Annotated in this window: 1 protein-coding gene; it reads left to right on the forward strand. The window is 30.2% G+C overall.

Annotation, left to right across the window (positions count from 1 at the left end; genetic code table 11):
- The first annotated feature begins 559 nt into the window (after positions 1-559).
- A complete protein-coding gene (locus B3N22_RS23560) occupies positions 560-2,116 on the forward strand; it encodes an ATP-binding protein (RefSeq protein ID WP_286911119.1) in 1,557 nt (518 codons plus the stop codon).
- The last annotated feature ends 506 nt before the right edge of the window (positions 2,117-2,622 follow it).

The following is a 2,622-nucleotide window of genomic DNA, read 5'->3' on the forward strand; positions in this document are numbered from 1 at the left end:
TTAGTAGAATTTAAGTATAAATATTCAGTCAATATGATTGAAGAGATTTACGTTTTCCTCTGTTTAATTTTGAGATAATGTTAAAGGTTACTAGATTTATCTAGTAACCTTTTTTGTCGTATTTTTTAATAGAAGTCTAATTAGTTGGTGAAAGGAATTTAATAAAGGCTGAGAAGCGCTCCTACAGGATAGAAGTTAAAAGGAATTTGATGGAGCTGAGGGACGCTCCTACAGGATAGAGGTGAGAAGGAATTTTATGAGACTTGAGGAGAAGTCTCTACACATCTATTCGGTAGACGCTCTTCTCAGCGTCAGTCTAATCATTTTTAGTGAAAGGAATAAGTAGATAGGAATATAATGGAGCTTGAGAAGAAGCTCCTACAGTGCAGAAGTTAAAAGGAATTTGATGAGACTTGAGGAGAAGTCTCTACAGTGCAGAAGTGCAGAACATCAGAAGATCAGAAAATCAGAAGTGCAGAACATCAGAACATCAGAAATATAGAAACTCTTTTAGATTTGGAGTCATAGTATATAGAGAAGAAGTTGTGGGAGGGTGGTTATGGGTAAGAAGAAAGCTATTAAAGAAATGATTGGGAATGATGATGATGATATTTTAAGTGAATCACATTGGTATGATACTGATGAAGTTGAAGGTGTGTTTATAGATGAATTCTTTTTTGATAATAGTGAAAAGGAGTTAAAAGAGTTTGAGAAGAAGGTTCCTCAACCGGTAGAAGAAAAAGTTAATAGTAATTCCAAGGTTTCTAAAGAAGAAGTAAAGAAGAGAGGTATTATTAACAGTCTAAATATATCTACAGAAAATGAAGAATATGATGTTACTAAAAATGTTAGACTTAGAAAATCAACGGTTAATATGGTTACTGAGATGAGAATGATGCATCCAAATGTTAATATCAGAATTAGCAGAATTATAGATGATTCTATAAGATGTTATTATGGAATTATAAAGGATCAGGGTGGGTTTGCTATAGAAGAAAAAGACAACTTAGTAAGTTTAGCTAGAAATTTTAAAGCAGAAGCGAAGATATTAAATAATTTTTACGAAGAAAGAGAAAATGTTCCTTTTGATGATAGAGTGAATAACTATGCTGATATTGGAGATTTAAAGTTAGATTTAATAAAAGAGTATTTTAGATCTTCGGAAAATGAGCTATATTGGCAAGTTGGAAAGCAGCCTATAGAAAATTTGTTAGGTGAGATGAATGTACTAGAAATATTTAATGAGGAAGTGAAGGTTAAAAATATAGGTTTATTAATGTTTAGTGATACCCCTGAAAGATTTTTTCCAAGTTGTCAAATTGAGGTTGTGAATTTTAATGATGTTTCTGAAGGAAAAAATTTCTCAGAGCAAATTTTTACGGGATCAATATATACTCAGTTATTGGGGGTGCTAATTTATATTAGAAATTCAGTTATAAAGGAAAAGGTTATTAAATTAAATGAGGAAGGCAATGAACTAAAGAGGTTTAATTATCCAGATGAAGCTATTAAAGAAGCTTTAGTTAATGCTGTGTACCATAGAGATTACTTGGATAATAATCCTATAGAAGTTAGAATAGAGAAAGAAGAGATAGCTATAATAAGTTATCCAGGAGCGGATAAATCAATAAAGATTGAGGATATTAATAAAGGAAAAGTAATAGCTAGAAGATATAGAAATAGGAGGTTGGGAGAATTCCTTAAAGCTATGAAGTTTGCAGATGGAAGAGCAACAGGTTTATTTAAAATCATTGAGTGTATGGAAAAGAACAATTCACCTAAACCTATATTTGAAACTGATGAAGAAAGAACTTACTTTTTAGTTAGATTACCTATAAATTCTTGTTTCTTGGAGGGGAGGGCCCAAGACAGGGTGCAAGATGAGGCCCAAGATAGATTTAAAGAGCTCTATATAAATGATACTGAAAAGAGAATACTTGAATTATTAGATGAGAAGGAGATGTCTAAAAAGGAAATAATTGAAGCATTAGGATATGGAATTATAAATGGTAATTTAAAAAGAGCAATTAATAGATTACTAAAAGTTAATATTATAACTTATACATTACCCAATAGACCTAATAGCAGATACCAAAAGTATAAACTTATAAAGTAGAATACTATAAGCAAAAATTAAGAGAATATATACAAAAAAGTTAATAGATAGCTTTTGAAGAAAATATACAAAAAAATCTCTAAAAAATTTAAAAAGCATATTGACAATTAGTAAGTATATTTATATAATACTATTTGTCGCCAAGATAGAGGCGGTAAGTTCTTTGAAAATTGCACATAAGTAAGTAAAGTAATATATAATAAAGCCAGTTGGCAAAAACAATCAATATTCTTTATAGAATGACAACTTATTTAGTTGAGAATTAAGAATGGATAGTTGAGAGTTAAGGAAGAAATTCAAGGTATTGAATTTCTGAAAAATAATTAGTTATCTAAAGTTAATTTAAGCTACTAAGTTAATTTATCAATAGTTCAGAATCAAATCTGTATAATTGATAAAAAGTTCAATAGCAATAGTTAATTGAGCTGAAAAACGTTAGGAACGAGTAGTGCTAGGAGACGACGAGTGAGAAGCGGAGCTTATTCAATAAGTGAGCATCAGAGCGA

Source organism: Clostridium sp. UBA1652, assembly GCF_002320975.1.
GTDB lineage: Bacteria > Bacillota > Clostridia > Clostridiales > Clostridiaceae > Clostridium_T > Clostridium_T intestinale.

Bases quoted from the DNA above. Each gene is read 5' to 3' on its own strand.
- B3N22_RS23560 (WP_286911119.1), top strand. From the start codon at position 560: ATGGGTAAGAAGAAAGCTATTAAAGAAATGATTGGGAATGATGATGAT.